Origin of the sequence: Daejeonella oryzae DSM 19973, from assembly GCF_000422945.1 — a bacterium.
In the GTDB taxonomy this organism is placed as follows: Bacteria; Bacteroidota; Bacteroidia; order Sphingobacteriales; family Sphingobacteriaceae; genus Daejeonella; species Daejeonella oryzae.
Map to the genome: position 1 here is coordinate 836759 of NZ_AUHA01000002.1, position 25210 is coordinate 861968.

Sequence of the window (25210 nt, forward strand, 5' to 3'; positions counted from 1 at the left end):
TTCCTTTAGTTGATAATTGTTTTTTACTGCAACAATTTCCGGGGGCAAATTAAAACTTAACCAGAGCATGGCTTTACACATTCTCTTAGTTTTGTACCTTTGGCCCCATGTCTAATATAAAGCCTGCTATTCCAAAAGGTACACGAGATTTTTCACCATCTGAAATGGTGAAACGCAATTACATTTTTGATACCATTAAATCCGTTTTTAAAAAATTCGGATATCAGGAAATTCAAACTCCAACTATGGAGAATTTATCCACATTAACCGGCAAATATGGTGATGAGGGGGATAAGCTGATATTTAAGATTTTAAATTCAGGTGATTATTTGGGCAAAGTAACATCTGATAAACTTTTAGACCTGGATTCCAATGGTCTGACATCACAAATTAGTGAAAAAGCGCTTCGTTATGATCTGACAGTTCCTTTTGCGAGGTACGTAGTGATGCATCAGAATGATATTTCCTTCCCATTTAAAAGATTTCAAATACAGCCTGTCTGGAGAGCAGACAGACCTCAAAAAGGTCGCTATCGCGAGTTCTATCAATGTGACGCTGACGTGGTTGGTTCAGAAAGTCTTTTAAATGAAGCAGAATTTATTTTAATATATGACGAAGCTTTAAAAAGTCTTGGCCTTACCGATTTCACCATAAAAATCAATAACCGAAAAATTCTTTCCGGAATTGCCGAAATAATTGGGAAACCCGAGCTTATAGTTGATTTGACTGTTGCTATTGATAAGCTGGATAAAATTGGTCTTGATGGGGTTTGTAAAGAATTAATAGAACGAGGGTTTAGTGAGGTGGATATTGATATTTTGAAGCCTGTTATTTTACTAGAGGGATCAAATACTGAAAAGCTGGATAAGTTAAAACAGGTGCTGGGTTCATCAGAAATAGCATTGAAAGGAATTTCTGAAATTGAAACCATATTTAACTATTTAGCCCATTTCAAAAAATTAAACGGAATATGTGAGTTAGATATAACTCTTGCAAGAGGGTTAAACTATTACACAGGTGCTATTTTTGAAGTCAAAACCAATGAAGTAGCTATGGGAAGTATTGGAGGCGGAGGCCGCTATGACGATCTTACCGGTGTATTTGGTTTAAAAAATCTTACTGGTGTAGGGATTTCCTTCGGTGCAGATAGAATTTATGATGTGTTATTGGAGTTAAATTTGTTTCCTCAAAACACTGAAGAAACAACGCGGGTTTTGATAAGCAATTTTGATTCCCAAGCTGAATTATTCGCTTTACCCATTCTGCAGCAACTAAGAGAGGCGGGCATTGCAACAGAGCTTTATCCATCTAATGCAAAGCTTAAAAAGCAAATGAGCTATGCCAACGACAAAAAAATACCTTTTGTTATTTTAATTGGCAGCGATGAAATGGCAAAAAATGTGGTTACACTAAAAAATATGGAATCCGGGGAGCAGACAAGAATACCAATACAAGATCTTGCTAAACAATTCTGATCCCGGTCTTTAAACTAAACAAAAAAAGCCTTGCAATATTTGCAAGGCTTTAAATATTTTAAAAAAATATTATTTAGTCACGACATGGGCAATGGAAGTTGATAGTAGTAACTTGTTTCGAAGCTACTTTTTCTCCATTGTCATTATAGGTTTGATTTGTTTTTTCTTGTTTCCAGGTCATCATTTTTGTATCTACATAAACAACCTCATAAGTTTGTGTTGATCCATTTTGTGTAAATGATATATAATTTTTACCATTTACATTTGATACAGAGTATGCAGAAGAAAATACAGCTTTATCCTGATTATCAAATTTATTAATGTTTTCGTTAATTATAACCTTTGTACCAGGCGTTGAATTTTGTTCAAAAACCTTGTTATTACTGGCATCAAAATAAGCCGAGTTTTCAGAAATAGTTAACCAGGTTCCGTGAAGTTGTTCAGAAACTGGTTTATTGATTTCTTTCTTTTGATCCTTTTTACATGCAGATGCTGTAAATAATGCGAGCAGGGATAGTAAAATAAGTCTTTTCATAGTAGTAGAATTAAAAATAGATAGATAATAATTATATATTAAAGATAGAAACTTTATATTGAATAAACAGATTCCGGTTAAAATGGTTTTAGTATAGTTTAAGTAAAAAATATAAACGAGTTAAAAATTTCTTTTAATCAATATAGGTATTAACAATAAATTTCATGCCAATATTTCTTTAAGTATGAAATTTATTGTGATAATTTCCGTATATTATTCAATAATATAGGTGTTTTAAATTCATGAATGAGCATTATCTGTTTTTAGTTAGCAAGCTGGATGAATTTATAAGGAAATATTATCTAAATAAAATTCTGAAGGGAAGCCTATACCTTCTTACTACTTTTTCAGGAGCCTACTTACTAGTTACATTTGCAGAATACTGGGGGAATTTCAATCAGCTAACCAGGGCTATTCTTTTTTACAGTTTTTTATCATTCAATTTATTTCTTCTCATCTACTTTATTGTTATCCCATTGCTGGCTTATTTTAAACTGGGGAAAATTATAAGCTATGAGAATGCTTCTATAATAATAGGCAACCATTTTCAGCCTGTGAAGGATAAACTTTTAAATACACTTCAATTAAAAAAACTAGCTCAGGAAGATATTGATCATCGCAGTTTAATTGAAGCGAGTATTAGCCAAAGAGTAAAGGAGCTTCAGCTTATACCCTTTTCTTCTGCAATACACCTTAAGGATAACACGAAGTATATTAAATATGCACTGATTCCCTTATCGGTAATTTTTTCGCTTTTATTTTTGGCTCCGTCGATATTAAATGACAGCACCAAGCGATTGCTTCATTTCAATAAAAACTTCATTAAAAAAGCTCCATTTGAAATAGAAATCCTCAATAAAAATTTAGTCGCACTTGAAGGAGAAGACTTTGAAATAAATATTAAGCTTTCAGGAAATGAAATTCCTCAGGAAATTTATATGGAGGATGGGAATAATACCTTTAAACTGGAAAAAGAATCTCTGGTGAGGTTCAAATATCAATTTAAAAATATTCAGCAGAATAAAACTATTCAGTTTTTAGCGGGAGATTATTTATCGGAATCATATATTATTAAGGTAAAAAAAAGACCCTCTCTTTTAAACTTTACGACCCGTTTAATTTATCCTGCATATCTTAATAAAAAGAATGAGGTTGTAAATAACACCGGCGATTTGAGAGTTCCTGTTGGCACAAACCTTATCTGGGATATCAAAACACAAAATACCGATCAGCTTAAATTTAATACTGAAGGAAGAAATACTACAATAAATCCCAATGCGGAGGGTTCTTTTAAAATAATTAAAAGAGCTTTAAGTAATTTCTCGTATAGCTTTATTCCTCTTAATGATGAGGTTAAAACCACCAATGATATCAGCTATACTATTCAGGTGATTCCTGATTTATATCCCGATATTATAGTAAAACAAAATGCTGACTCCGTTAATAACAAACTGATTTATTTTATAGGCCAGCTAAACGATGACCATGGTTTTAGCAAACTGACTTTTAATACAGTAGTAAGGGAAACAGATAAAGTCATTAAACGGAAAGTATTGAATATTCCCTTTAACAAAACCTCTAATCAAAGTTCTTTTTTTTATCCGTTTAACGTTAATAATCTGGAAGCCAATGCTGGTCAGACTATAGAATACTATTTTGAAATTTGGGATAATGATGGAGTAAATGGTCCTAAATCTAAAAAATCAGATATAAAATTATATACTCTTTTATCTGCAACTGAAACCGAAAAAAAGCTGGATGACGGAACGGAATCCGTAAAAAACAAAATCGAACAGGCAATCCGAAAAGCAGCTCAGGTTGAGAAAGAAGCCAGGCAGATAAATCAGTCCTTGCTGGAAAAGAAAAATCTCAGTTATGAGGACAAAAAACAGATTGATCAATTACTATCCAGGCAAAAAGAACTTGAAAATCTGGTGAAAGATATACAGAAAGAAAATAAACAGAATTTATTCAATCGGGAGGAGAATCAAGATCAGCGGCAAGAAATTCTTAAAAAGCAAAAGCAGATAGAGGATTTATTTAATAATATCCTCGATGAAAAAACCCGCGAAATTCTTAAGAATATCGAGAAATTATTGGAACAAAATAATAAAAACCTCACCAGAGATGAATTATCTAAAATGCAGGTTGATCAAAAATCTCTGCAAAAGGAACTTGATAGAATTCTGGAGCTATATAAACAATTAGAGTTTGATCAGAAATTGGCTGCCGCTACAGATAAACTTAAAGACTTAGCTAAAGACCAGGAAAATTTAAGTACCAAAACTCTTCAAAATAAGTCTGAAGTAAATCAGTTAAAACAGGAGCAAAAAGATTTAAAAAGTAAATTCTCTGAAATCCGTGAGAATCTAAATGAACTGGAAGAAAAAAATAAATCACTTGAACATCCCAATGATTTCACAAATCCGGATGAAGATCAGGAATCTATAGAAAACCTGCAAAAGCAAAGCAGTGAAAATCTGGATAAGCAAAATTTAAAATCATCGTCAGAAAAACAAAAAAAAGCCGCTGAGCAAATGAGTGAACTGGCTCAGAAATTAGAGAATATGCAGCAGCAGGAAGAAATGGAAGAAAATGAAATTAATATTCAGAGTTTAAGAGAAATTTTAGATAATCTGATCAGTACATCATTTGATCAGGAAAAAGTGATGCAGTCTCATCGCAACACAAATGTAAATGATCCCATTTATTTTTTAAATATTCAAAAACAAAAGGATATAAAAGATCATTTAAAGATGATTGAAGACAGCTTATATTCTTTGAGCAAGAGAGTGCCGCAAATTCAAACGGTTGTAAATAAAGAGATTCAAACTATTAATTTTAATGTTAAAACTGCTTTGGAAAGTTTAGCAGATAGGCAAACTGCTGAAGCTAACAGAAGCCAGCAGTTTGCAATGACTTCTATCAATAACCTTGCTCTTATGCTAAGCGAGGCATTAGATCAGTTACAAAAGGCTCAGAAAAACGCTAAGTCCGGATCTAAAGGAAAGAAAAGTCAAAGTCTTTCTCAGCTAAGCAAAATGCAGGATCAGCTAAATAAGAACATGCAAAAGGCCCGTCAACAAATGCAACAGGAAGGCAAAAATGGACAAGCCCGACAAGGTAAAGGCTCCATGAGTGAGCAGTTGGCAAAAATGGCCAGAGAGCAACAAATGATAAGGCAGGCTATGCAGGAAATTAACAGAGAATTAAATAAAGACGGTCAGAGTGGATTGGGGAATTTAGATAAGGTAATGAAACAAATGGAACAATCAGAGACCGATCTCGTAAACAGAAAAATCCAGCAAGAAACAATAATCAGGCAGCAGGAAATTTTGACAAAATTATTGGAAGCAGATAAAGCAGAAAGAGAGCGGGAACAAGACATTAAAAGAGAGAGTAAAAAGGGCATAGAATTAGCGCCAGATTACAAAATCTATCTTAAGGAATATCAAAAAATTAAACAAAAAGAAACAGAATTATTAAAAACAGTACCACCTTCTTTAAATTCATTTTATAAAATAAAAGTGGGAGATTATTTTAAATTCTTAAATTCGGGTAATTAATGAGCAGCAACTTGATTGATTTTTCAGATAGCACAGGTTTATATACCTTACAATTACCCTCCAGGTTAGACAGTATTACTACGGTTGAGAATTTTATTGATACCCTGCGTGATAAATATGACCTGAATGAGGAAACATATGCAAATGTCCTTATTTGCCTTAGTGAGGCCGTAATTAATGCCATCGTTCATGGCAATAAAGAACAGGAGGATAAAATGGTTTATCTTAACCTGGAGGTTGTATCAGGCAAGCGGCTTATTTTCACTATTGCCGATGAAGGCGACGGTTTTGATTATAATAATCTTCCCGATCCAACAGCCCCGGAAAATCTTGAAAATTTTAGCGGCAGAGGCGTGTTTATTATTAAAAAATTAGCAGACCAGTGTATTTTTAATACTAAGGGAAACGAATTGGAATTACATTTTAAAATCTAATGCCCCTTTATCCAATACATTTTTTTTCTGAAGACATTGTTTTTACCCTCAAACATAAATTACTTATCCGTTCCTGGATTGCTCAAACTATTAAATCAGAAGATTATACTCTAGGAGAGTTAAATTTTATTTTTTGCAGTGACGATTATTTGCTAAAAATTAATCAGGAATTTCTTAATCACAATACCTACACCGATATTGTCACATTTGATAATAGTGAGACTCCCAAAAATATTATTGGTGATATTTTTATAAGCATTGAACGTGTACGCGAAAATGCACTTAAATTTAGAGTATCACAAAGAGATGAGCTACATCGTGTAATTATACATGGAACGCTTCATCTCCTTGGATATACTGATAAAAATAAAAAATCTAAAACACTGATGACTCTGAAGGAAGACGAATATCTTGCTAAGAGGTCATTTTAATAAACATTATTGCATCGGAACTTCAATGATTAAAATCTGAGAATCTTCCAAAATATTAATATTTATATCACCCGTTTCAGAAATCCCAATAGCATCTCTTTTATTCAGCACCTCTCCTTCAACATCTATTTTTCCCTCAATTAAAAAGATGTAAGCTCCATTGCCGGGATGTTTAATAGTATAAGTTTCAGAAGCACTTGCATCAAATTTTCCCATAGAAAAAAATGCATCTTGATTTATCCACATGCTGTTTTGCTCTTCAGTTGGAGACACAAGCACATTAAATCCATTTCTATTGTTATCCAGATCAAATTTTTTCTGATCATATCTTGGATCAATATTATGATCTTTAGGAAATACCCATATTTGTAGTAAATTAACTTCTTCAGAATTAGATCCATTATATTCCGAATGCCTGATTCCTTTACCGGCCGACATAACCTGTACCTCTCCGGGGCCAATTAGACCCTCAGATCCAAGACTATCTTTATGTGCCAGCGCACCTTTAAGCGGAATGGTGACAATTTCCATATTATCATGTCCATGAGTACCAAAGCCCATTGATGCTGCAACTACATCATCATTTAAAACACGTAATAAACCAAAATTTACTTTGGCCGGATCATGATAATTTGCAAAACTAAATGAATGTGCCGCCTTTAGCCAGCCATGATTTTGAATGCCCCGATCTTCGGCCCGGTGAATTACCTTTTTCATATTTAAAAATTTAAATTACATGTTTAAACACACAACTTTTATTCCAAACTTCTTAATGCGTACCTTTGCAGCTATTTACAAATAAATTATGTCTAGTAAAGCGATTTTAATTGGAGCTAGCGGACTTATTGGCAGTCATTTATTAGAATTATTGCTTGCAAGTTCAGATTTCTCTGAAGTCATTACATTTTCAAGATCAAAATTACCTGTATCTGATAATAAATTAGAGGAGCATATTATTGATTTTGAAGAGCTTAATAAATATAAGGCATTAATTAAAGGAGATGTAATATTTTCTGTTTTGGGTACTACAAAAAGCAAAACATCTAATACTGCTGATTACCGGAAAATTGATTTTGAATATCCTGTTGAGTTAGCAAAATTCGGTTTAGAAAATGGGGTTAAACAATTTCATATAGTAACTTCTTTAGGAGCCGATGATAAATCTTCAAATTCCTATCTGAAAATGAAAGGTGAACTCGAATTAATACTTAAAAAGCTTAATTATCCATCTTTACATATTTATCAACCCTCTTATTTAGAGGGTGTTAGAAAAGATATCCGAATTTCTGATCGTATAATGCAGCCATTAATGAAATTTATTAATCCGCTGTTAAAAGGAAATTTAAAAAAATACAGGAGCATAAAGGCTTCTGAAGTGGCCAAAGCAATGATCAATCAGTCAGTTAAAGATTTATCAGGAACTTTTGTCTATACATCCAATAAAATAAAAGAATTAGTGTGAGTATTTTATCTACAGAACAATTAGGCCATGCATTTAATGATGCCTGGCTATTTAATGATTTATATGTTGGCTTTGCCAAAGGCGAACGGGTGGCTTTGGTTGGTGTTAATGGCACAGGCAAATCAACTCTGTTAAGAATTTTGTCAGGCTTGCTTTCCCCTACCGCCGGAAAGGTAGTTACTGAGAGGGATCTCCGAATAGGATATTTAGAGCAAGATCCCCAATTTAATAATCAGGTAACAATAAGCGATTTCATCTATTCAATAGGAAATATCCAGCAGCAACTGATACGGAAATATGAAGAAGAGCTTGAAAAAGTTCCTCATAACGAAGAAGTACTAAGCGAATTAATGGACGAGCTTAGCAACGAAAATGCCTGGGAATACGAATATGAAATTAAAACAATACTAGGAAGGCTCGGAATTCAGCATCTAGATCAGGAAATTTCGACACTTTCTGGCGGTCAGCGTAAAAGACTTGCTTTGGCAAAGCTTCTAATTGATGATCCTGATGTTTACATTCTGGATGAGCCGACTAACCATCTGGATATTGAAACCATAGAGTGGCTCGAGAACTTTCTGACCACCGGGCAAAAAACAATTATTTTAGTAACTCATGATAGATATTTTTTGGATAATGTTTGCAGCCAGATAATAGAATTAGACAGAGGGAAGCTCAGCCCTTATAAGGGTAACTACAGTTATTATCTCGAAAGAAAAGCTGAGCAAAATGCTGCAGATGACGCCTCTTTTGAAAAGAACAGTAACTTACTGAGACGAGAGCTAGAATGGATGAGAAGGCAACCTAAAGCCAGAACTACAAAATCCAAATCCAGAATTGATGCGTTTTACGATCTTGAAGATAAAACATCAGGGAGACAAGTAAAATCCAAATTAGAACTAAGCGTAAATGTTTCCCGACAAGGCAATAAAATACTTGAGTTGGAAAATGTAAGCAAAAGTTTTGATGGTAAAGTAATCATGCAAAATTTCAGTTACACCTTTAAAAAAGGTGATAGAATTGGTGTAGCAGGAAAAAACGGTTCCGGAAAATCAACATTGTTAAATTTAATTACAGGCCTTTATAAGCCTGAGTCCGGAAAAATTAATTTGGGGGAAACTACTTCATTTGGATATTACCGTCAGGGTGGTTTAGAATTTAATGATGACGACCGCGTAATAGATGTTGTTAAAAATGTAGCAGAGTATATTACAATGGCTGATGGTAAAAATCTTACTGCCGGTCAGGTTTTGACTCATTTCTTATTCCCTCCTGCTAAGCAGTACGGATATGTGAACAAGCTAAGCGGAGGCGAAAAAAAGAGGCTACAATTAATGCGGGTGCTTATGAAAAATCCAAATTTCATGATTCTCGATGAACCTACCAATGATTTAGATATAGATACATTAAATGTGCTTGAAGAATTCCTTTTGAATTTTCCAGGCGTTTTAATGCTTGTTTCACACGATAGATATCTTATAGACAGACTTACTGAGCAACTTTTCATATTTGAAGAGGGTGCAAATGTTAGAATCTATTCTGGCAATTACACAGACTATCGTTTTGAGCAGGAAGAATTAAAATCTATAAAAAAGGATGTAGCCAAAGTGGTCGAAACTGAAACTAGAAAGCCATCTAAAAAGTTAAGTTTTAAAGAGCAAAAGGAGTTATCTGATCTTGAAGAAGCCATTCAAATAGCTGAAGAAACTATAAACAATTTGACAATTCAACTTAATTCAGGATTAACCGATCATGATGAACTTAGAGCTTTAGCAACTAAAATAAAAGGTCTGAATTTAGAAATAGAGAATAAAACCAAACGCTGGCTCGAATTATCAGAACAATTATAAAATGAAATTATCTGATATTATCGCCTCAGCAGGTGTAGGCTTATTGTTAATCGCATTCCTTTTAAATTTATATAAAGTACTTGATACTGAAAGCAAATTATATATGATCTTAAATATCGCAGGGGCAGGTCTTTGCGGAATTTCATCGTATATGATCCAATTCTACCCCTTCGTTATCTTAGAAGGAGTATGGGTTGCTGTTGCGGCAGTATCGCTTTTAAAAAGTGTTTCACGTGAAACACAAAAATAAACACACTTAATAATTCGTTCCACGTGGAACAAACAATATCATGTTTAAAAAATATAACGTCATAGTAGTAGGTGCTGGTCACGCAGGTTGTGAGGCAGCAGCAGCAGCAGCAAACCTTGGATCATCCGTTTTACTTATTACAATGAACATGGGGACAATAGCCCAAATGAGTTGTAATCCTGCAATGGGTGGAGTTGCAAAAGGACAAATTGTAAGAGAAATAGATGCTTTAGGAGGTTATTCGGGAATAATTACTGATAAAACAACCATTCAATTTCGGATGTTAAACCGTTCAAAAGGACCTGCAATGTGGAGCCCGCGTGCTCAAAACGACAGAATGCGTTTTGGTGAAGAATGGAGACTTATGCTAGAACAAACTCCGAACGTTGATTTTTGGCAGGATACTGTAGTGGATCTATTATTAAATGGGGATAAAGTCTGCGGCATCAAAACCTCTTTGGGAATTGAAATCCAGGCAGACTCAGTTATACTCACCAACGGGACATTTTTAAATGGAATCATTCATATAGGTGAGAAAAAATTTGGAGGTGGAAGAACCGGAGAAAAGTCCGCTACAGGTCTTACAGAAAAATTAGTTTCTTTAGGCTTTGAAGCGGGCCGTATGAAAACGGGAACCCCACCACGCGTTGACGGAAGATCTCTTGATTATTCTAAAATGGAAGAACAATGGGGTGATCCGAATCCAGGGAAATTTTCATTCACTGATACAGCACTACCAATCAAACAAAAATGCTGCTGGATTACATATACTAATTTAGCAGTACATGAAACATTAAAAGAAGGATTTGAAAAATCCCCGATGTTTACCGGCAGAATTAAAGGATTAGGTCCACGCTATTGTCCCTCAATTGAAGATAAAATTAATCGCTTTGCTGAGCGTGAACGTCATCAGATATTTGTAGAGCCTGAAGGCTGGGATACCGTAGAAATATATGTTAATGGATTTTCAACTTCATTGCCGGAAGACGTACAGTATAAAGCAATAACTAAAATTGCAGGTTTTGAGAATGCTAAAATGTTCAGACCTGGTTACGCTATAGAATATGACTTCTTTCCACCTACTCAACTTGATTTAACGTTAGAAACCAAAAGAATCAAAAACCTTTTTCTGGCCGGTCAGATTAATGGAACCACAGGTTATGAAGAAGCAGCATGCCAGGGATTCATGGCAGGAATAAATGCACATCAAAAAATTAATGACCTTCATGAACTAATTTTAAAAAGATCAGAATCTTACATTGGAGTATTAATTGATGACCTGGTTACCAAAGGTACGGAAGAACCTTATAGGATGTTTACATCAAGAGCTGAACACAGATTACTGCTAAGACAAGATAATGCTGATATTCGTTTAAGTCCTATTGGATTTGAATTGGGACTAATAACTGAAGAAAGATTAGCTAAAGTGAATGCAAAAGTTAACAACTCAGACAAAATAGTTTCGTATTTGAAGCAAAAAGCAGTTCAACCAGGACAAGTTAATCAAATGCTCGAAGAACTTGGTACTGCACCTATAAATCAAAATGTTAAAATGTTTCAACTTATAACTAGGCCGCAAGTTACATTTGCCGACATGCGAAAATCTGATGTACCATTTGATGAATTACTAAATAAATTTGATCAGGAAACTATTGAACAAGCAGAAATTAAAGTGAAATATGAAAGCTACTTTGAAAAGGAACTGGAAATTGTGAACAAGATGAAACGTATGGAAAATCATGAAATCAATCCTGAGTTTAATTATATAAATTTAGTTTCACTATCAAAAGAAGCACGTGAAAAGTTAATGAGAATTAAACCAAGAACATTAGGACAAGCATCCAGAATTTCAGGTGTTTCGCCTTCAGATATTTCAGTTTTGATGGTGCATATGTCAAAATAATTATAAATTACTGATTTATAATCAGTTATATAAAATAAAAACAACATCAAATAATCGCGTATAAGCAATTATAAATTCTTTTTTGAATTATCTATTTCCAGACACTTTAAATTCGCCTAATGGCTTATAAATGGCTAAAAATAAAATCCTTCAATTTCACAAAATAATTTCACTTCATATTTCAATTATTTTTTTTGTTAGTGGCTGTGCGAGTGTTCAACAGCCAAACGGAGGACCCAAAGATACCCAGGCACCAAAAGTAACTAAAGAAGTTCCAGGAAATTTGACTAAGAATTTTAAATCTGAAAGAATAGAAATTCAATTTAACGAATTCGTTAAATTAAATAACGAATTTTCTGAAATAAGTATCTCCCCTGCCGTAGATGAGATGCCAATATTTAAGGCAAGAAAAAATATTCTCGATATTAAATTTGACAAACCACTTGAAGAAAGAACTACTTACACAATTAACTTTGGAAAATCAATCGGGGACGTTAATGAAAATAATCTGTTAAAAAATTATACGTATGTATTTTCTACCGGCGATCAGATTGATTCACTTTCAATATCAGGAACTGTAAGCAATTCATTAACTAAAGAAAAGTTAAAGGATGCCACAGTATTTATATTACCGGTAAGCAGGGACTCCATTTTCGGAAAGAAAAGAGCAAACATATTTACAACAACTGATTCCTCCGGGAATTTTGAATTAAAAAACCTTAGAGAAGATAAGTATCTCCTTTACGCACTTCTTGAGCAAAGCGGTGATCGCATATATAATTCTCCAGAGGAAGAAATTGGTTTTATTAAGGATACACTTAACCTTAATAAAAATATTAAAGACTTAACCATTGAAGTATTTAAAGAGCAGCCTGATATTTTCAGAGTACTTGATAAGAAAATTGAAAATGACGGCCGAATATTAGTGGCTTTTAATTTAGCCCTTAAAAATCCTTCTCTGGAAATTATAGAGCCGAAAGGTTTAAATTCTGAAAAAACGACAGAGTTTAGCAGTAAAATGGATTCGGCTATAATCTGGTTGCCAAATCTAACTTTTGATTCATTAAAAGTATCACTATCTGATCAGGGAAAAGCTATAGATACAATAAGCATTTATCGCAACAAAAAGGACACCTACAAAAGAGCCGTTTCCGTCAGTGATAATATGCCGGCTGCAAAACTAAAGCCAGGAACCAATCCCCAACTAATTTTTACATCACCGCTTGCATCTTTTGATCAAAGCAAAATTACTTTACTTTTAGATTCAAGTGCAGTTAAAACTTTTCAAATAGTAAAAGATAGTACGTCATCCAGAAGGTATGTGATGAAAAACTCCTGGAAACAAGGGAAAGAATATGATTTAAAGCTTGCAGAAGGCGCATTTAGTGATATATATGGAAATAAATCAAAAGTATATTCCAGAAAATTTACAGTAGATACAGAAGAAAATTATGGAAATATAGCCATTGAGATAACAGTACCTGATACAAGTAAAACGTACGTTATTCAATGGTTAAATGAACAAAATGTTCTGTTGCGAAAAGATGTGATTACAAAAAATACAGTTTTAAACTATAACAGATATCCTACCGCCAAGTATAAAATTAGAGTAGTTTATGATGCCAATAAAAATGGTTTATGGGATACCGGAAGTATAAAATTAAAGCTACAACCGGAAAAAGTATGGAATTTTGACAAGGTTTTAACTCTTCGGCCAAACTGGGATTTAGAGGAAAAACTTATTATTCCCCCTCTTGAGTAAACCATTTAGAATACATTATATAATTGTGAGGCAGTTTTTCTAAGAGCTCTTTCTGCTCACTGGTAATTGGTTTAATTTTTCTGGCTGGAATACCAGCGTACAAATAACCCGATTCGCAGACCGTATTTTCAAGAATAATGGCACCGGCAGCAATAATACAATACTCATTCACAATTGCATTATCCATTACTATAGCACCCATTCCAACTAAAACATGATCGTGTAAAACACATCCGTGTACAAGTGCATTATGACCAATAGAAACATTATTTCCAATCGTAGTTCCAGCCTTTAAATATGTACAATGAATAACAGCACCGTCCTGTATATTACTGTTATTACCAATTCGTATGTAATTAACATCCCCACGAATAACCGTGTTAAACCAAACCGAACAATTATCACCAATTACTACATCCCCTACAATTGTAGAATTTTCTGCAATAAAGCAATCATTACCTAATTTAGGATGAATTCCTTTTACAGGAAGTATTAAAGCCATAATAATAAATTTAAAAAACTGTATCCTCGGGAATATCCTTATGTACAGGATAATCTGTTGTATAATGCAATCCCCTGCTCTCCTTACGAAGCATGGCAGATTTTATAACTATAAATGAATTTTGAATAACGTTTCTCAATTCACATAACTTTAAGGATAACTTGGTTTCTTTATAAAAACTTTCTGTTTCCACATATAGCAAACCTAAGCGTCTCATAGCTCTTTCCAATCTAAAATCAGAACGAACAATTCCCACGTAATCACTCATTACCTTCTGAGTTTCCCGCAGGTTATGCGTTACAAGAATATCTTCATTAGATAACTGAGTATTGGTTTCGTCCCATTCAGGTATATTGTCAGGAATGGAAAACTGATTAAAATTTTGAGATGCATCCAGATAAATCCGATGGGCAAAAACAGCCGCTTCTAATAAAGAATTTGATGCAAGCCGGTTTGCACCGTGTAAACCAGTAGAAGCACATTCTCCACAAGCATACAACCTGGATATAGAAGACCTTCCATTCTCATCCACCATAATTCCTCCACACATATAATGCGCTGCCGGAGTCACCGGAATCATATCCTTTGTCATGTCGATTCCAATACTTAAACACTTTTCATAAATATTAGGAAAATGAGCTAGAATGTCTGATTTTAAGCGATGTCTTATATCCAAATAAACAAAATCATCTCCTGATTTTTTCATTTCTGCATCTATAGCACGGGCTACAATATCACGCGGAGCAAGTGATAACCGCTTATCATAAAGATGCATAAAATCATTTCCATTCTTCGTTTTTAATACTCCTCCAAAACCGCGAACAGCCTCAGAAATTAAAAAAGATGGATACTCTCCGGGATTATATAAAGCAGTAGGATGAAACTGAATAAACTCCATATTTCTAACCTTTCCTTTAGCACGATAAGCCATTGCTATCCCATCACCGGTTGCAATAACCGGATTAGTTGTATTATAATATATATGGCCTGCCCCGCCTGAAGCCATTACCGTAACTTTGGCCAATATCTTTTCAACTGTATTAATAGTAGTGTTAAGGGCATAAATGCCATAACAAACAATATCATCAGAACTTTTATCAATAAATTCTCCAAGATGGTGCTGGGTAATTAGCTCCACAGCAAAATAATGAGTTAATATTTCAATATTGGGATCTTTATGGATTTGTTCAAGCAAAGCCCTTTCAATTTCATATCCTGTAATATCCTTATAATGCAATACACGATGCTCGGAATGGCCTCCTTCTTTAGCCAGGTCAAAAATACCCTGCGTATTTTTATCAAAATGAGTTCCGTATTTTATAATTTCTTCGATCCGCTCCGGACCTTCTTTAACAACAATTTCAACTATATGCTCATCGCAAAGGCCATCTCCTGCTATTAAAGTATCTTCAATATGTTTATCAAAGGAATCTTCCTTATCTACCACTACAGCTACTCCACCCTGGGCATATTTAGTATTGGATTCATCTTCGTTAGCTTTGGTAACAATTAAAACTTTACCGTGACGGGCTGCTTTTAAAGCAAAACTCAATCCTGCAATTCCAGATCCTATAACTAAAAAATCTATATCCTTCATGTATTACACATTTATTATCGTGGTTTAAACATAATGTTAACAACCGTACCAAAGATGTTAATAATGTATTAGTACTATTTTAAAAGTTTTAAATCTTGTCGATAATTACTGAACCCCACCCTTTTTTAGTTTATTTTTGAAAAAGTTATCAGACCAAAAATTAAAGTTGTTCTACTTTTAAAAATTATAATAATTGAACATATAAGATTTAATAAAAAATTAGGGCTTATAAATAAATCTGATAATCAAATAGATATAACAATTAAAGTGTTAGCAAAATGTTAGTAAAAAGCTTAAAACAAGTATAGCAAAAAAAAGTATAGCTACTTTCTAACATAACTAACACACTAATAAACAATAAGAATCTATTTAAAGATTTAATTGTATTTATTGATGATGTTGAAAATGGATACCTTCGAAGAATTAAATGTGAAAGGTTTTATAGATGAACCGATAGATCCCACTATGGATCTTTTTGAAGAAATTAATAAGTTAAAAAAAGAGAAAAATGCTGTAATACTAGCCCATTACTACCAGGAACCTGATATACAGGATATTGCTGATTATATTGGAGATAGTTTGGGTCTTTCTCAGGAAGCGGCCAAAACTGATGCGGATATTATTGTTTTTGCCGGGGTTCATTTTATGGCCGAAACGGCTAAGATTTTATCTCCCGATAAAAAGGTTTTATTGCCTGATTTAAAAGCAGGATGTTCTTTGTCAGATAGTTGTCCGCCTCAATTGTTTGCAAAATTTAAAGAGAAATATCCCGATCATCTGGTTATAACCTATGTTAATTGTACTGCAGAACTGAAAGCATTAAGTGATATAGTTTGTACGTCATCCAATGCGGTTCAAATTGTAGAAAGTCTGCCAAAGGATCAGAAAATAATATTTGGACCCGATAGAAATTTAGGTGCATGGGTAGCTAAAAAAACTGGTCGTGATTTGGTTTTATGGAATGGCGCCTGTATGGTTCACGAAATATTTTCGCAGCAGCGCATTTTAAAATTGAAACAAAGACATCCGGAAGCAAAGTTTATAGCTCACCCCGAATGTGAAGAGGTTGTATTGCAAATGGCTGATTATATTGGCTCTACAACCGGATTATTAAAATATACAATTAATAATCCGGCAAATGAATTTATTGTAGCTACAGAAAGTGGAATTATTCACCAGATGGAAAAGGCAAATCCGGGGAAAGTATTTATTCCTGCTCCTCCTAACAATGCCTGTGCTTGTAATGATTGTCCACATATGAAGCGTAATACTCTTGAAAAAGTATATTTATGTTTAAAGAATGATTTGCCTGAGATTACAGTTCCTATGGATATAATTATGAAGGCTAAAAAACCAATTGAGAGAATGCTGGATATTTCAGAAAAATTGGGATTATAAGATTATAAAAGATGTTTGAAAATAAAGGTCGTACAGAGATTGAACAATTAGGTGAATTTGGTTTAATAGATCACCTGACTAAAAATATAAAATTAACAAACAAAACCTCTGTTAAGGGAATTGGTGATGATGCCGCAGTTCTAAATTTTTCGAATAAAAAAACGCTTATCTCAACAGATTTACTACTTGAAGGAATTCATTTTGATCTGGCGTATACACCACTTAAACACCTTGGATATAAGGCCGTACAAGTGAACTTAAGTGATATATATGCAATGAACGGTACTGCCAGTCAGATAACTGTTTCTATTGGAATATCAAGTAAATTTCCGCTTGAAGCAATTGAAGAATTATACCAGGGTATTACAATTGCATGCGAAAAATACGATGTTGATTTGGTTGGAGGAGATACCACATCTTCAAAACAAGGATTAGTTATTAGCATAACTAGTATTGGCTATGCTGATGAAAAGTCTATTTGCTATCGTAATGGTGCTCAAGAAGGAGATCTTCTATGTGTATCTGGCGATTTAGGCGGAGCTTATATTGGTTTGCAATTATTAGAAAGGGAAAAGAATATTTTCCTTGACAATCCGCAGATCCAGCCAGATTTGGAAGGGAAAGATTATATAGTTGAAAGACAATTAAAGCCTGAAGCAAGAAGAGACATTGTGGATGCTCTTCAGCTCATGAAAGTAAAACCAACTTCTATGATTGATATTTCTGACGGTTTGGCTTCAGAAATATTGCATTTATGCAAGCAATCTGACAAAGGGTGTAATTTGTATGAAGAGAAAATTCCCATTGATCCTATGACCTACGACACTGCAAGAGATTTTGGAATAGATCCAACAGTTTGTGCATTAAATGGTGGTGAAGATTACGAGTTATTATTTACTGTAGATCAGAAAGATTTTGAAAAAATAAAAAATAACCCGGATATATCGATCATTGGTCATATGACCGAACCGGCATCAGGTGCTCATTTAATTTCCAAATCGGGAATTGTTCATCCAATTAAAGCACAGGGCTGGAATTCATTAAAGCCAAATGAAGAATAAATTTGAGTTAATTTTCGTGATCAGCTAAAAATTTCTGGTCAATCTGCTTGCTTGCTTTGGCACCAAGATTTTTAATTTTATTAGCTGTATTGGTAAGATTTCCAGTACCGTTTGATAATTTATTAAGCGCTTTATCATAAGCTTCATGACTTTGCCTGATATTTTTACCAATATTATCCATATCAGTAAGAAACCCTACAAATTTATCATACATCTGCCCGCTAAGTCGGGCAATTTCCATTACATTTCTATTTTGCCTTTCCTGTCTCCAAATACTGGCTATGGTTCGTAATGTGGCAAGTAAAGTCGAAGGACTTACAATTACTACTCTCTTATCCCAAGCATAATTAAATATTTCAGCATCTTGTTGTACCGCTATACTGAAGCAAGATTCAATAGGGATAAAGAGCATGACAAAATCGGGTGAATTTATTTTTTGCAGATCGCTGTAATTTTTTGATGAAAGATCATTAATGTGCGTTTTTATGGAAGTTATATGCTGCTTTATAAAGGCGTTTCTATCTTCTTCTACATCACATTCAACTAATTTAGAATAAGCTATTAAAGATACCTTAGAATCTATAATAAGGTGCTTATCATCAGGTAATTCAATAATAACATCTGGCTGGAACCGAAGTCCATCTGCAGACAGATAACTATTTTGAATTCTGTACTCCTGATCTTTAACTAATCCTGATCGCTCTAAAATACGCTCAAGGATCATTTCGCCCCAATTACCCTGTTTCTTATTATCACCTTTTAATGCTTTGGTTAGATTTTGAGTTTCCAGGCTCATTGTTTTATTTAAATCAACCAACTGACTGATAACACCTTTTAAAACATTCCTTTCATCAGCTTCAGTTTTATAAACCAGATCAACTTTATTTTCAAATGCTTTAATATTTTCTTTAAGGGGATTTAATAAAATATCCAGATTAATACGGTTCTGTTCGGTAAATTTTTGAGTTTTTTCATCAAGAATTTTAGCTGCTATTAATTCGAAATCCTTGTTAAATCGCTGTTGATTTTTTTCTCTCTCATCATTTAGTTCTGCAATTTTTTCTTGCTGCGCTTTGTAATATGATTTAGAACTTTCAAGCGATTGGTTTGCCAGAGATAATTTGTCTCGTTCCTGCCGAAGTTCTGAATGCAATCTCTCCTGATCTGATTTAAGCAAACGGGTAATATTCTCCTTCTCTAATTCTATATTTTCTGCACGTTCTTCTGCTTTTGCAAGTTTCATTTTTAAAGCTTCATTTTCATGAATGAGTACAGTATGATCTGTGTGTATACCTGAATTTGGCTTTTTAATAAAGAAAAATAAAAGAACAAGAAAAATAGCTGTACAAGCTAATAAAACGGAAATATCCATGCTAAAATTTTTATTACGAAGATACTTAAAATGAATTTATTCTCAAGATAGTACTAATTTAATTAGATATTTTATGAGGATAAAATAAGATTTGCTACCTGCTCTCCCATCAAACTTCCAATAGCTATTCCCATTCCGTTGCACCTTACAGCGCAAAAAACATTAGGTTGCAGTTGTGTAATTATTGGTTTTAAAGTTTCTCCGAAAGCCATAATTCCACTCCAGCGTTGTTCTATTTTAACCTTTATTCCTGGTAATATTACTTCCTGTAAAAGGTTTTCAAGTTGAAATTGTAAATGATCAGTTATTCCCATTTGCTGAGTTTCTTCTGCTTTAAAATCTAAATTTCGCCCTCCTCCAATTAAAATTCGGTTATGAATATTTCTGAAGTAATAGTATCCTTTGTCATAATGAAATGTTCCTTTTATTTTTAAATCTTTAATAGGTTCGGTAATCAAAACCTGCCCCCTTCCAGGTTTAACATCCAGGTCTGGAAATAAATTTGAAATAAAGGCATTTGTAGCTAAAACCACTTTTTTTGTTTGAAAAATTCCCTGATTACATATCAGATTTAGGTGAGAATCTGTTTGTTCAATACGCTGTAAATTGCAGTTATTAAAAATAGAAACTCCTAGGTATTGAACTCGTTGGATAAAGACTTTCATCATTTTTCCGGTATCTATTTGCCCTTCATATTTATTTTGAATTATAGTTCTAACATCCCCAAAACCAAATTCTGATATTTTAGCATTATTTACTGCAAAAATGTCAGGCATGGGTAATACGCTATTCAGTAATTTATTGAAGTAGTTAATCTTATCTGTACATAAATCAGAGAAGTTGGTTTCAGCATTTCTAAAAATTTCGTAACCGGAATTCAATTGATAATCAATCGGTTGTTTACCTACATATTTAAGTAATCTTTCCAGGCCTTTCCAGCGCATTGAAACAACTTCTAAAAGTTCATCTTCAGTAGATGTTTCTAATTCCTCTATCATTTCAGAAATGCTTCCAAAGCATGCAAAACCAGCATTTTTTGTACTTGCGCCGGAAGGTAAAAAGCCGGCATCGAGTATGGCGATGTTTAGCAAAGGCTGGGCTAATTTTAAATTCAATGCTGCACTTAAACCTACTATTCCGCTTCCAACAATAATTACGTCATAGTTTGAAAAAAAGGAATTTTGTTCCCAATAGGAAATGGAAGTATTCATACAGTCTTTATATCTAATTCCGGATTTGGTAAGCTAATTGAAAACTTAATGTAAAATTTTAAAAGAAATTGTAGTATTATACTGCTAATAATAAATAGGAATACTTTTTGAACAGCATTAATAAAATTAATAAAATATGAGTGCATTAGTGTTAATGATAGGTATTGCGGTGATAAGTTTCATTGTGCAATGGCGATTCAAAAGTAAATTTAAAAAATACTCTGAGATGCCGCTTAGTTCCGGTTTAAGCGGCAAAGAAATAGCCGGTAAAATGTTAGCTGATAATGGAATCTTTGATGTGGAAGTAATTTCTGCCGAGGGAAAATTGTCTGATCATTATAATCCTGCAAATAGAACAGTTAATTTAAGTCCTGAAGTATATCACGGCCGAAGTGTAGCGGCTGCCGCGGTTGCCTCTCATGAATGTGGTCATGCGGTACAACATGCTAAAGCATATTCCTGGCTGCAGTTCAGATCAGCAATGGTTCCAATAGTAACTGTTTCATCAACAATTATACAATGGACCTTAATGATTGGTGTATTATTAATGATTTTCTCCGGAAATATTATGGTTCTGGCAGTAGGAGTTGGAGCTCTTGCACTAGTTACCTTATTCAGCTTTATTACTTTACCGGTAGAATTTGATGCAAGCAGAAGGGCATTAGCCTGGTTACAAACAAATAGGGGAATTATGCAATCTGAAGTTGAGAATTCTCAGGCTAAAGATGCATTATGGTGGGCTGCAATGACCTACGTAGTAGCTGCATTAGGATCGTTGGCAACATTAGTATATTATGCAAGCATGCTTGTTGGACGAAGAGATTAAAATATATTCTAACAAAAAAACCCGCAGATTTCTGCGGGTTTTTTTTTCTTCTGCCAGGATAAGTAACAGAAATTATTTCTAATTTAATTTGTAAGGTGCGATTAAATAAAACTCCGGAATGCTTACCAAAAATCTTTCTTCATCAAGCATTCGTTTCATTTCATAAAAGCCTTTCATACTTCCTATATCAGTTTTTAAATTACATCCGGACACATACTCATGGTTTTCACCTGGATCAATAACCGGTTGTATCCCTACAACACCTTCTCCATCTACTTCCCGATGCGCACCGTTAGAATCGAATATATCCCAATGACGATTTAGCAGCTGAACACTGTAATCTGTCATGTTTTCTATATTTACTTTATAAGCGAACATGAAATGTTCGTTTCCGGGATTTGAATATTCAGGTTGGTAAATAGTTTCTACCGACACTTTTACACCCTCTGTAATTGCGGTTACCATAAAACAATATTTTTATTCAAGTTAATAATATAATTTCAATACCTAAAACTAGGCCAAAACAGAATCGAACTGCTCACCAATTTCAGTGAGAACAGTATGAATCTCCTCAATGTTTTCCAGAGACACCAATTTCATTCTGTATTCTTTAAAATTTGGAATTCCTTTGAAGTAATTTGAATAATGTCTGCGCATTTCAAAAATTCCTGTTTTCTCACCTTTCCAGATAACTGATTTCTCAAAATGAGTACGACAAACATCTACCCTTTCCTGAATTGTGGGACCGGATAAGTATTCTCCGGTTGCAAAAAAGTGTTTAATTTCTCTGAAAATCCAGGGATATCCAATTGCTGCACGGCCAATCATAATGCCGTCTATTTCATACTCAAGTTTCCAGTTGGCTGCCTTTTCTACGCTGTCAACATCTCCGTTTCCAAATATTGGTATTTCAATTCTTGGATTTCTTTTAATCTCGCGTATCAAAGTCCAGTCGGCGCTGCCTTTGTACATTTGCGATCTGGTCCTTCCATGAATGGTTAGAGCTTTAATACCAATATCCTGTAATCTTTCGGCTACTTCGTAAACATTTTTAGTATTGTCATCCCAGCCCAGCCTGGTTTTCACCGTTACAGGAAGATGGGTGGCTTCTACAACAGCTTTTGTCATTTTCACCATTTTGTCAATATCCTGTAAAAGGCTTGCTCCGGCACCACGGCAGGCTACATTTTTAACCGGACAGCCGTAATTTATATCAATAAGATCAGGCTTAACTACAGTGGCAATACGTGTTGCTTCACGCATGCTTTCAATATCACTTCCAAAAATTTGAATTCCAATAGGGCGTTCATATTCAAAAATATCAAGTTTCTGCCGGCTTTTAGCGGCATCACGAATTAATCCTTCAGAAGATATAAACTCTGTATACATCATATCTGCGCCGTTTTGTTTACATACAAAACGGAATGGCGGATCACTTACATCTTCCATAGGCGCCAGCAAAAGCGGGAACTCTCCTAAATCTATATTTCCAATCTTAACTGACATTAGCTATCTTCAACGCGATTATTCTGATATTCTTCGAAAGCGCAAAATTACAAATATTTACTAACCATGCCGGTATACGGGTCAACTGAACGTCATCCTTTAATATCCTTAATATTATTGTTATTGCTAATTCTGGCCGGCTTGTTTGTTTTTACCTTAATCGGGATCATTGCAGGTGGTATTTTATACGGTAGCCAAGATCTTTTAAAATTCTTTTCAGGCGATTTCTCAAATAACCTGAATCTTACAAAACTGATTCAGATAGTCTCTGCTATAGGAATGTTTATTGTGCCTGCCTTGTTTTTTGCCAGGCTAGAAAGTGTAAACTGGATGCGGTATTTAAAATTTAATTCTGCATCACCACTATTATTTTTACTTGTGGTTCTGCTGATGTTCAGTTCCACACCTATGCTGGAGCTTTCTGTAGAAGTCAATCAGAATATGAAGCTTCCGTCATTTATGCAGGATCTAGAAACCTGGATGAGAAATCAGGAAGACCATCTGGCCGAATTAACCAAACAGCTTCTTAAAATGAACAGCGCTACAACATTGGCAGTAAATCTGCTTATGTTAGCCGTTTTGCCTGCTATTGGCGAAGAACTTATTTTTCGCGGAAGCCTGCAAAAAATCTTTACAAAAATGATTGCCAATTATCATTTTGCAATCTGGATTACAGCTATAATTTTCAGCGCTTTTCATATGCAGTTTTATGGATTTTTGCCTCGAATGTTGCTGGGAGCAATGTTTGGATATTTGCTGGTATGGAGCAATTCTATCTGGATTCCGATCTTAGCTCATTTTACTAATAATGCAATCGCGGTAATGTCTGCTTACCTTTACCAGCAACAAGGACTTTCTTTGGAGAAGATTAATGAATCTCAATCATTTTCACCCGTGTTTTATTTGGCAAGTTTAATTTTAACTGCAGTTTTGCTCTGGTTTTTTTACAATCAATCTAAAAGATCAATACTCACCGAAAACACAAATGGAACAGGGCTGGATTAAAATATATACCTCAAATGATTTTTTTAAATCGGAAATTGTACGCCAGGTTTTAATTGATCATGAAATGGAGGCCATCCTTATGGACAAGCAGGGATTTCCATATCGTATTGGTGAGGTTGAAGTATATATACACAGAGATAATTTTAACAAAGCAATAGAACTGATTGTAAAGAACGAATTATAATAAAAATGAAGACAAGGGCAATTACCGGATTTTTTTTTGTGGCTGTTATGCTCGCTTCAGTTTTACTGGGAGCCTATGCTTTTACTCTATTTTTCTTAATTCTGAGTGTTTTAAGTGTAGAAGAGTTTTATAAACTGGTAAGCACCGAAACTGTTAAACCCCAAAAGAGATGGGGTTCTGCTCTGGCCATCAGTATATATTTACCGCTTAGTTTATATTTTTTTAAGGATGAGCCGCTAATTTATGTTCTTATTTGTGTGCCGGTTATAATTCTGATTATAGTTGCCGAGTTGTATCGTAAGCATCTCAATCCCTTTCATAATATAGCTTATACCCTGTTTGGTGTAATATACGCAGTATTGCCATTTTGCTTCTTTTATGGATTGGCCTTTACAGATGGCACATATTCAGGAAATTATCCATTAGGTTTTTTAATTCTTTTATGGGCTAGCGATACCGGTGCTTATTTGTTCGGCGTCAATTTCGGGAAACATAAATTATTTGAGCGGCATTCTCCCAAAAAAACCTGGGAAGGTTTTTTTGGCGGTATGATCACCAGTGCAGCTGCAGCACTGATTTTCAGTTTTTATTTTACCGAGCTAAGCCCATTAAATTGGATTGTTATTTCTGTAATTATTGTAACCGGCGGAACATTGGGTGATCTTTCTGAATCAATGCTGAAAAGAAGTTTATCAGCTAAAGATTCCGGAACCATGCTTCCCGGTCATGGAGGAATTCTCGATCGTTTTGATGGATTGCTATTAGCTGCACCTTTGGTATTTGTATATTTGCAATTTATAAAGGCTTTTTAACCTCAGCATATTTATTAAATTGATATCCAACAAGATATTTTAAGTGTTGCAAAAGTCTGGAATGATTT

Annotated in this window: 23 protein-coding genes; 15 read left to right on the forward strand and 8 right to left on the reverse strand. The window is 34.2% G+C overall.

Features of this window, described 5'->3' with window-relative positions; translation table 11 throughout:
• Positions 1–107: 107 nt before the first annotated feature.
• Positions 108–1475, forward strand: coding sequence for a histidine--tRNA ligase (gene hisS, locus G521_RS0104095; RefSeq protein WP_026897395.1), 1368 nt, complete (start codon positions 108–110; stop codon positions 1473–1475).
• Between the two features lie 73 nt (positions 1476–1548).
• Here hisS and G521_RS0104100 read toward each other — a convergent pair whose 3' ends face one another.
• Entirely contained in the window at positions 1549–2010 is a 462-nt protein-coding gene (locus G521_RS0104100) for a hypothetical protein (RefSeq protein WP_026897396.1), read from the reverse strand.
• A gap of 242 nt (positions 2011–2252) precedes the next feature.
• Here G521_RS0104100 and G521_RS0104105 point away from each other — a divergent pair, with 242 nt between their 5' ends.
• The 3 genes from G521_RS0104105 to ybeY are packed head-to-tail and all read left to right on the forward strand — an operon-like array spanning position 2253 to position 6441.
• Positions 2253–5576 carry a coiled-coil domain-containing protein gene (locus G521_RS0104105; protein WP_026897397.1) on the forward strand — a complete coding sequence of 1108 codons (3324 nt, stop codon included), beginning with the start codon at positions 2253–2255 and terminating at the stop codon, positions 5574–5576.
• Complete coding sequence (locus G521_RS0104110) at positions 5576–6010, forward strand: ATP-binding protein (RefSeq protein WP_036678122.1); 435 nt, start codon at positions 5576–5578, stop codon at positions 6008–6010. The genes G521_RS0104105 and G521_RS0104110 overlap by 1 nt, the downstream gene beginning before the upstream one ends.
• Complete coding sequence (gene ybeY, locus G521_RS0104115; protein ID WP_026897399.1) at positions 6010–6441, forward strand: rRNA maturation RNase YbeY; 432 nt, start codon at positions 6010–6012, stop codon at positions 6439–6441. Before G521_RS0104110 ends, ybeY begins: the two co-directional genes overlap by 1 nt.
• 6 nt (positions 6442–6447) lie before the next feature.
• Here the strand turns inward: ybeY and G521_RS0104120 are convergent, their stop codons facing one another.
• On the reverse strand, positions 6448–7158 hold the full coding sequence (locus G521_RS0104120) for a pirin family protein (RefSeq protein ID WP_026897400.1): 711 nt from the start codon (positions 7156–7158) through the stop codon (positions 6448–6450).
• 88 nt (positions 7159–7246) lie between these two features.
• On the opposite strand from G521_RS0104120, the gene G521_RS0104125 reads away from it, so the two are divergent.
• The 5 genes from G521_RS0104125 (at position 7247) to G521_RS0104145 (ending at position 13668) form a co-directional block, all read left to right on the forward strand.
• Positions 7247–7903 (forward strand): NAD(P)H-binding protein, encoded by a 657-nt coding sequence (locus G521_RS0104125; RefSeq protein WP_026897401.1) that lies wholly within the window; start codon positions 7247–7249, stop codon positions 7901–7903.
• Positions 7900–9753, forward strand: a complete 1854-nt coding sequence (locus tag G521_RS0104130; protein WP_026897402.1) for an ABC-F family ATP-binding cassette domain-containing protein — start codon at positions 7900–7902, stop codon at positions 9751–9753. Before G521_RS0104125 ends, G521_RS0104130 begins: the two co-directional genes overlap by 4 nt.
• 1 nt (position 9754) lies before the next feature.
• A complete protein-coding gene (locus G521_RS0104135) occupies positions 9755–10003 on the forward strand; it encodes a CBU_0592 family membrane protein (RefSeq protein ID WP_036678127.1) in 249 nt (82 codons plus the stop codon).
• Positions 10004–10043: 40 nt separating this feature from the next.
• Complete coding sequence (gene mnmG, locus G521_RS0104140; RefSeq protein WP_026897404.1) at positions 10044–11906, forward strand: tRNA uridine-5-carboxymethylaminomethyl(34) synthesis enzyme MnmG; 1863 nt, start codon at positions 10044–10046, stop codon at positions 11904–11906.
• Between the two features lie 130 nt (positions 11907–12036).
• Positions 12037–13668: an Ig-like domain-containing domain gene (locus G521_RS0104145; RefSeq protein WP_026897405.1), complete on the forward strand. Its 1632-nt coding sequence runs from the start codon at positions 12037–12039 to the stop codon at positions 13666–13668.
• Here G521_RS0104145 and G521_RS0104150 read toward each other — a convergent pair.
• Both G521_RS0104150 and nadB read right to left on the reverse strand, forming a co-directional pair.
• The gene (locus tag G521_RS0104150) at positions 13649–14170 is read right to left on the reverse strand and encodes a gamma carbonic anhydrase family protein (RefSeq protein WP_026897406.1); all 522 of its coding nucleotides are present in this window, start codon (positions 14168–14170) and stop codon (positions 13649–13651) included. The two genes, G521_RS0104145 and G521_RS0104150, sit on opposite strands and share 20 nt — an antisense overlap.
• A gap of 10 nt (positions 14171–14180) precedes the next feature.
• Positions 14181–15767, reverse strand: a complete 1587-nt coding sequence (gene nadB / locus G521_RS0104155; RefSeq protein ID WP_026897407.1) for an L-aspartate oxidase — start codon at positions 15765–15767, stop codon at positions 14181–14183.
• Positions 15768–16172: 405 nt separating this feature from the next.
• Here nadB and nadA point away from each other — a divergent pair, with 405 nt between their 5' ends.
• Complete coding sequence (nadA, locus tag G521_RS0104160; protein ID WP_026897408.1) at positions 16173–17165, forward strand: quinolinate synthase NadA; 993 nt, start codon at positions 16173–16175, stop codon at positions 17163–17165.
• 11 nt (positions 17166–17176) lie between these two features.
• Complete coding sequence (gene thiL, locus G521_RS0104165) at positions 17177–18226, forward strand: thiamine-phosphate kinase (protein ID WP_026897409.1); 1050 nt, start codon at positions 17177–17179, stop codon at positions 18224–18226.
• 7 nt (positions 18227–18233) lie between these two features.
• On the opposite strand, the gene rmuC is transcribed toward thiL, so the two are convergent.
• Together rmuC and G521_RS0104175 are read right to left on the reverse strand one after the other, a co-directional pair.
• Positions 18234–19598, reverse strand: coding sequence for a DNA recombination protein RmuC (rmuC, locus tag G521_RS0104170; RefSeq protein WP_026897410.1), 1365 nt, complete (start codon positions 19596–19598; stop codon positions 18234–18236).
• 71 nt (positions 19599–19669) lie between these two features.
• Positions 19670–20809 carry an NAD(P)/FAD-dependent oxidoreductase gene (locus G521_RS0104175; RefSeq protein ID WP_036678130.1) on the reverse strand — a complete coding sequence of 380 codons (1140 nt, stop codon included), beginning with the start codon at positions 20807–20809 and terminating at the stop codon, positions 19670–19672.
• Between the two features lie 136 nt (positions 20810–20945).
• Between G521_RS0104175 and G521_RS0104180 the strand changes: the two genes are divergently transcribed.
• On the forward strand, positions 20946–21635 hold the full coding sequence (locus G521_RS0104180) for a zinc metallopeptidase (protein ID WP_026897412.1): 690 nt from the start codon (positions 20946–20948) through the stop codon (positions 21633–21635).
• A 78-nt stretch (positions 21636–21713) separates the two neighbouring features.
• Here G521_RS0104180 and apaG read toward each other — a convergent pair whose 3' ends face one another.
• Positions 21714–22100 carry a Co2+/Mg2+ efflux protein ApaG gene (apaG, locus tag G521_RS0104185; protein ID WP_026897413.1) on the reverse strand — a complete coding sequence of 129 codons (387 nt, stop codon included), beginning with the start codon at positions 22098–22100 and terminating at the stop codon, positions 21714–21716.
• A gap of 48 nt (positions 22101–22148) precedes the next feature.
• Positions 22149–23141, reverse strand: coding sequence for a tRNA dihydrouridine synthase DusB (gene dusB / locus G521_RS0104190; RefSeq protein WP_026897414.1), 993 nt, complete (start codon positions 23139–23141; stop codon positions 22149–22151).
• Between the two features lie 66 nt (positions 23142–23207).
• On the opposite strand from dusB, the gene G521_RS16440 reads away from it, so the two are divergent.
• The 3 genes from G521_RS16440 to G521_RS0104205 are packed head-to-tail and all read left to right on the forward strand — an operon-like array spanning position 23208 to position 25142.
• Positions 23208–24146, forward strand: a complete 939-nt coding sequence (locus tag G521_RS16440) for a CPBP family intramembrane glutamic endopeptidase (RefSeq protein ID WP_051189445.1) — start codon at positions 23208–23210, stop codon at positions 24144–24146.
• Positions 24127–24330 carry a DUF2007 domain-containing protein gene (locus tag G521_RS0104200; RefSeq protein ID WP_026897415.1) on the forward strand — a complete coding sequence of 68 codons (204 nt, stop codon included), beginning with the start codon at positions 24127–24129 and terminating at the stop codon, positions 24328–24330. Before G521_RS16440 ends, G521_RS0104200 begins: the two co-directional genes overlap by 20 nt.
• A 5-nt stretch (positions 24331–24335) precedes the next feature.
• Positions 24336–25142 (forward strand): phosphatidate cytidylyltransferase, encoded by an 807-nt coding sequence (locus G521_RS0104205; RefSeq protein WP_026897416.1) that lies wholly within the window; start codon positions 24336–24338, stop codon positions 25140–25142.
• The last annotated feature ends 68 nt before the right edge of the window (positions 25143–25210 follow it).